Origin of the sequence: Domibacillus antri, assembly GCF_001936625.1 — a bacterium.
Taxonomy (GTDB): domain Bacteria; phylum Bacillota; class Bacilli; order Bacillales; family Domibacillaceae; genus Domibacillus; species Domibacillus antri.
This window is the reverse complement of the sequence record NZ_MSDU01000049.1, coordinates 1-5,870: the sequence shown is the minus strand read 5'-3', so window position 1 is coordinate 5,870 and position 5,870 is coordinate 1. Positions and strand designations below refer to the sequence as shown.

The following is a 5,870-nucleotide window of genomic DNA, read 5'->3' as shown; positions in this document are numbered from 1 at the left end:
CATTTGCGCCGGGCAGAAGCCACCAAGCGAAGTGCGGTAGAAAAAGAAAATCTCAATTTACTCTGTCCATTTTATTGACATAGTACCAGTGTGGACAATCTCATAAATGACAGGGCGAAGGATGGAGCGTACTTCATTTCAAGACTTCGTCCTGTTTTGCAATGCCTGATTTCTTGTAAACGCACTTTTCGTCCAGGCCTGCCCATGGGACAATAGGAGCTGACAGAATTGTCTCGGGATATAGCTTTGCCCTCCTTGCGGACACGAAAGTGTACTGCTTAAAAAGCCTGCTACCCATGGCTCATTATTGAAGGTCTAACCATTGGTTGCGCCACTAGCTGAAAGAGAGTGCAGCGCTCATGATGGTCTTTCCGCTTTTGAGTGCTTATGACGAGGCAGACATCGATGATTCCCATGGGCACCCAGGTCTGGCACAATTCTGATTATGATCTTCACCAGGAGGTGATTGGCATGTCACAAATGCTTGTCGGTATAGACGTGAGTCTTCGCTCACACCATGTCCATTTCATGCGTGCGGACGGGGCGGCACTCGCTGATTTTTCTGTTTCCAATGATCGTACAGGGGCGGATACCCTGATCAAACGTGTACTGGAGACGGCGGAAAAGAATCAGTGCGCCCATATTCAAATCGGCATGGAGGCGACAGACCAGTACAGCTGGCACGTTGCCCACTATCTTCAGGATCAGCTCAAAGGATACGAACCGGGTTACCGGTGTCAGATTTATGTGCTGAATGCCCGAAAGGTTGCCCGATTCAAGAAAGGATACGACACACTGCCGAAAAACGATAAAATTGATGCCTGGGTTATCGCGGATCACCTGCGATTTGGACGACTGCCATCTGAGATGAAAGAAGCGCACCATTACGCAGCTCTTCAGCGCTTAACGAGAACCCGGTTTCACATGATGAGGGAAATCGGTCGAAATAAAACCTATTTCCTCAATCAGCTTTTTCTAAAATTCAGCGGGATGCGTCAAGATAACCCGTTTTCGAATACATTTGGCACCACAAGCTTAGCCGTTATTGAAGAACTGGATCCTGAAACTGTTGCTGAAATGAGCCTTGAAGACTTAACGGCTTTCCTTCAGGAAAGAGGCAGGAACCGTTTTGCCAATCCAGAAGAGGTTGCCGCTTACCTGCAGAAACTGGGCCGTTCTTCTTTTCGTTTAAACAAAACGATGGAAGATCCGGTCAATCTGTCACTGTCTGTCACATTAAGCGTCATCCAGCACATGGAATCACAAGTGAAGCGACTGGATAAGGAAATTGCCAAACTGATGAAAGGCATTCCTCAAACGCTGACGTCTGTCAAAGGAATTGGTGATGTCTTCGCAGCGGGATTAATCGCTGAGATCGGAGATATCAGCCGGTTTAAAGATCACCACGCTCTTGCCAAGTATGCCGGGCTTTCTTGGAATCAGCACCAGTCCGGTGAGTATGAATCCGAGAATACGAGCCGGATGAGGACGGGCAATAAATATTTGCGCTATTATCTCATTCAGGCGGCGGAGTCGATTCGAAAGCATGATTCGGAATACAAAGCATTTTACTTAAAGAAATACAATGAAGTCCCAAATCACAAACATAAACGCGCTCTCGTCATGACGGCAAGAAAACTGGTACGGCTGGTGCATTCGCTGTTGCGCACCAACCAACTGTACACACCACCGGAAAGGAGACGTGATTAAGCGTTAGGTCACATCCTTCCAAAGCCCATCACCTTCCATTTTTATCCTTTTTAAAGACGGGAAATGAGAGGGTTCTTTGTCATGCCCAAAATTCGCTTTTCTTTTTGATGTGTTCTTTTTAATTTCCAATTCACTCGATTTTGGTGCTTGACATATTACCATTGGGCTATTATTTATCGGACGAAAACCAGCCCTTTTTATTGGCATTCTGCATAGGAAATGCCTCACACATGACCTTCAGCTCTTTGAAAAACTGCTTCAGATAAGATTGATCCGACTCAAAGTCAAAAAAACCTTTAGTTTCTTCATATATAACTACCTAATGTTTCATTATTCCATTGATGCACCACATGCTGCTCTCGATTCAGCACTTTTTGTAGATAGATCATCGTTGTGTGAATGTCTTCATGATCTAGTGCCTTCATGATTGAGTACACATCGGCCTTATTGATATGTGAGATGATCGCAAAGCTGTGCCTGAATACGTGGGCTGTAATTTTAATATGCCCTGAACGGACAAACGGAAGATCCACTTCTTTCAGCTGCCTGCTTAAAAAGTGAGCTAGTCCATCCGGGGTAAAAGGACGGCCGGTGCTTGTAATAAATAGCGGCTCATCGCTGCTGTTTGGAAAATCAACAGGACGAAACCGTGCTTTTCTATAGCGCAAAATACTATCCATTACCTTGGACTTTAAGGGGATTTCCCGCCGTTTACTTCTTTTTCCGAGAACAGAAAGATAATAGTCCCCAAATATACTGTCATAGCGAACATCCGAAACCTTTAACCGGCACAATTCCTCATTTCGCATTCCCGTTCCAACCAGCACATGAATAAGTGAAAAAACAATATGGTTTTGCCGCTCATGAAAATAATCCAGCAGCTGAATGACTTCTGCCGGTCCCAGGTCGCGGTTCGGCCGGTCCTCAGAGCGAACGGATGCAGAAAGCAGTCCTTCATGGATCGGCTTTTCAATATATCCGCTTTTATATAAAAAGGAAAAAAAGCTTTTCCAGATGAATGTTTTTCGCTCCATTGTAGCCGGTGAATAGCCTCCATTCCTTACTGCATAAGGGCTCTCCTCTGCAACCCACTTCTGATAACGGCGAATGTGACGCTTTTCTAAGCTCTTAAACAGTGAACCATCCACCAAAACCATATCTCGATGCACGAGAGGCGCAATCTCAAGCAGCTGTTTGACCATCATCCGAAGCTCTTTTTCATATTCTTTAATGGTCCGCTGTGACCGGTTTGCGTTTGAATTAATATTCTTTTCCTGATAGAGATAATAATGAAGCATGTCGCGATCATCAAAATAAGTGAAGTCTGGCTTCCCCTCTCGTTCCGCCTGTTCCTGCCTCTCCGTTAGATTCAGTATCACCTCATCCGGGTTCGCTGGAAAAAGCAAGTCTCCTTTTTCTATTTTCGCTAATTCATTCATCTCTAACACCCTTTTCTAATAACTAAATGTATCAGAATATCCATTTTTATTATAACCAATTATAGATATAATTTATATTGAATCCAATAATTAGTTAAAAGTTTATTTTGATTCAAGATATAATTTTAAATAGAGGATTCAAAAAATATAGCATTTGTTGAATTTAGTATGATAATTAATAAATAAATATTTTTTATATTTAATTACATTCTCAAATAAAATTAATTTTGATTAATTTATTTCAAATACTTATAATGATATTATTCAAATAATTAATAAAAATTTGTTTTCAATTTGTAGGATCGCAAATTACATCCCTTTCTCTTTAAAATGAGATTTTATTTTCCTACCTAACATAAGTGGAAATTTCTACTTGTGTTAGGTGTAAATTTGTGAGTATGTATTTTCTTTTTCTAACTTCATATTTACTGTTTCTTGTATTTATTTTCTCATTTACCATCGAATTCGATGAAACAAATCTCGAATTTGCTCTTCTATTTAAATAGTGGAAAATCAACATGTTCTAGAAAATGTAGAGCGAGTTCTAGGTGTACAGTTTGTCTTTAGCTGCTGCTAATTCAAACGTAAGTTAAAAATCTTTCATTTCAAAATCTATATGTAGATGTGTATCGTTTTTTCGTTGGTTAAAAGATGATTTTAAGTACATATATAATATAGAAGAAACGCGGTACTTTAAATAAGAATAGTAAGGAAGGAAAATAATGATAGATATATCAAATTGCTATACAACAAAGGAAGCAGCTGAAGTCTTAGGAAAGTCAGCTGTTACTATAGGACACTACATTCGAATTGGAAAATTGAAACCCGTTGAAGACATATGGGGCGGACACAGAGGATATCTTTTTGAGAAAGCAAAGGTGGAACAGTTAAAGGAAGAGCAGGAAAAGATGAAACCGTTAGGAATGATGACTGGTGAAGCTTCTGACTATTTAAAAGTTTCCAGAGCAGTTATTTTATCATATTTGCAGGAAGGTCTTATTCCTTATCAGAAGGAATTATGGAGGAACAGGGAAGTAACAATAATTGAAAAAAATGATCTGGATCTGTTTCAGGAGCAGCATAAAGAGCGATTGATTGAGGACCGTCTGAAGCAACGCACTTTCTATGACCGAAAAAATAATTATGCCTTCTATCAGCGATTCTCATCAAGCACAATCAATGAAGCGCGCCTAATTTGCAAATCTAATGGGATCTGGGGGTTTTTACTAATGGATTCTGGCAATGAAGTTTCTTACGAAGAAGGCATTTATAAATATGAGCTGTCGCCTGATTATTCTTTATCCTTTGGGAAACGGACTGGAACACCAGGATATGCTAAGTTATCTCTTCCTTTGAACCTTTCTCTGTCTCGGCAGTTTTTTGATCTACTGTACCAGCAATTTGACCTTTCAAATGTGTACATGGAATTTTCTTATGAAGAAAACAATGTGACGATCTATTTAAAGGATGCTTTATTTAATATGGTGGAGAATGCTGAAGGAATCACGCATTTTTTGGAGAGCAAAATGATTGAAGGTGAAGTCGCAGGCAACGCTGCTCAAATTCGTATCGAGTCATCAGAAAAAAGTCTTTCTATTCACTTGCCAACCAATATAAAAAAGAAAATTAAGCAGTTAGCCGAAGAACGCGGTACGACAATGCAGGAAATATCAAAAAAAATTATTTTAGACTATTTTAAATAAGAAGGGGCTGTTTATCGATTGCAATACTTCTGTAATTTTAAAATTAATTGAGGTGTTGCAATTAGTATTAGTACTATTATTAATATCAAATTTAAATAGGCTTTTGCTCATTTGCTTTAAATTTTGTTTTTGATTTATGTCAACGCCGAGTTACTTTTGGTTATTACGACGAGTTGGTGAAAGACGAATCCGATACTTGGCTGATATAATAAAGGAAAAGGAGTGACTTCAAATGCTCTCTATTTCTTGGCCTTCACCAGATCTCGATTTAGAACTTTTGCATGTGACCTCCACGGACGATTCCTTATTTTTAGCCGTAAAGCGTTCATCTACTTCCGCATCTTGTCCAGGCTGTTTAACACTTAGTCATCGCAAGCACAGCCAGTACTCACGTAAAGTGCAGGACCTTCCAATTGGTAGTAAGTCTGTCACACTGCTTCTCATCACAAGAAAATGGTTTTATGAGGAACCTGAATGTACGATAAAAATCTTTACAGAAAGATATGATTGGCTTTCATCTAATGGCCGCCGTACTGCCAGAGCCGAAGAGGTTTTACGTAAATTGGCTTTCGCAACCAGCTGTCTGTCTGCTGAAAAGGTAGCTCAATCGATTCATCTTCCTGTCAGTCATGATACCTTATTAAATCTAGTGCGTAAAACGCATATTGAACCGGAGGTTTCTCCCTTTTGTCGGGATTGATGACTTCGCCTTCTGTAAAGGGCATACCTAAGGTACGCTCATCTGTAACCTTCAATCCAATGCCCCATTGGCCATTCTGCCTGACCGTCTGCCCGAAACCGTTGCTCATTGGCTGATGCAGCATCCATTTATTCAAGTAGTCAGCCGGGACGGTTTTAACAGTTTCCGTCAAGCGATTACACAGGCGAATAATCAAATCACTCAAGTTTATGACCGGTGGCACTTTATAAGAAATGCCAAAAAGCAGCTGGATTCTTTTCTTCCTGCCTTGGTGCCAACAATGATTACATTAAAGGTAGAGCCGCAGTGCTGTAAACG

5 protein-coding genes are annotated in these 5,870 nt (G+C 40.4%); 4 read left to right on the top strand and 1 reads right to left on the bottom strand.

The annotated features are described in order from the left end of the window. The first annotated feature begins 471 nt into the window (after nucleotides 1-471). A complete protein-coding gene (locus BTO30_RS15205; RefSeq protein WP_075399559.1) occupies nucleotides 472-1,710 on the top strand; it encodes an IS110 family RNA-guided transposase in 1,239 nt (412 codons plus the stop codon). A gap of 305 nt (nucleotides 1,711-2,015) precedes the next feature. Here the strand turns inward: BTO30_RS15205 and BTO30_RS15195 are convergent, their stop codons facing one another. Continuing rightward, on the bottom strand, nucleotides 2,016-3,149 hold the full coding sequence (locus BTO30_RS15195; RefSeq protein ID WP_075399557.1) for a tyrosine-type recombinase/integrase: 1,134 nt from the start codon (nucleotides 3,147-3,149) through the stop codon (nucleotides 2,016-2,018). A gap of 722 nt (nucleotides 3,150-3,871) precedes the next feature. Here BTO30_RS15195 and BTO30_RS15190 point away from each other — a divergent pair. From BTO30_RS15190 to BTO30_RS15180, 3 genes are all read left to right on the top strand, one after another. Then, a complete protein-coding gene (locus tag BTO30_RS15190; protein ID WP_075399556.1) occupies nucleotides 3,872-4,852 on the top strand; it encodes a helix-turn-helix domain-containing protein in 981 nt (326 codons plus the stop codon). A gap of 232 nt (nucleotides 4,853-5,084) precedes the next feature. Then, nucleotides 5,085-5,552: a transposase family protein gene (locus tag BTO30_RS15185; RefSeq protein ID WP_075399555.1), complete on the top strand. Its 468-nt coding sequence runs from the start codon at nucleotides 5,085-5,087 to the stop codon at nucleotides 5,550-5,552. 67 nt (nucleotides 5,553-5,619) lie between these two features. Next, a partial coding sequence (locus BTO30_RS15180) for a transposase (protein ID WP_245796516.1) occupies nucleotides 5,620-5,870 on the top strand: 251 nt, incomplete at its 3' end.

What these genes read in the sequence shown, in the direction of transcription:
- BTO30_RS15205 (WP_075399559.1), top strand. Translation starts at nt 472, where the DNA reads ATGTCACAAATGCTTGTCGGTATAGACGTGAGTCTTCGCTCACACCAT.
- BTO30_RS15195 (WP_075399557.1), bottom strand. Translation starts at nt 3,149, where the DNA reads ATGAATGAATTAGCGAAAATAGAAAAAGGAGACTTGCTTTTTCCAGCG.
- BTO30_RS15185 (WP_075399555.1), top strand. Translation starts at nt 5,085, where the DNA reads ATGCTCTCTATTTCTTGGCCTTCACCAGATCTCGATTTAGAACTTTTG.
- BTO30_RS15190 (WP_075399556.1), top strand. Translation starts at nt 3,872, where the DNA reads ATGATAGATATATCAAATTGCTATACAACAAAGGAAGCAGCTGAAGTC.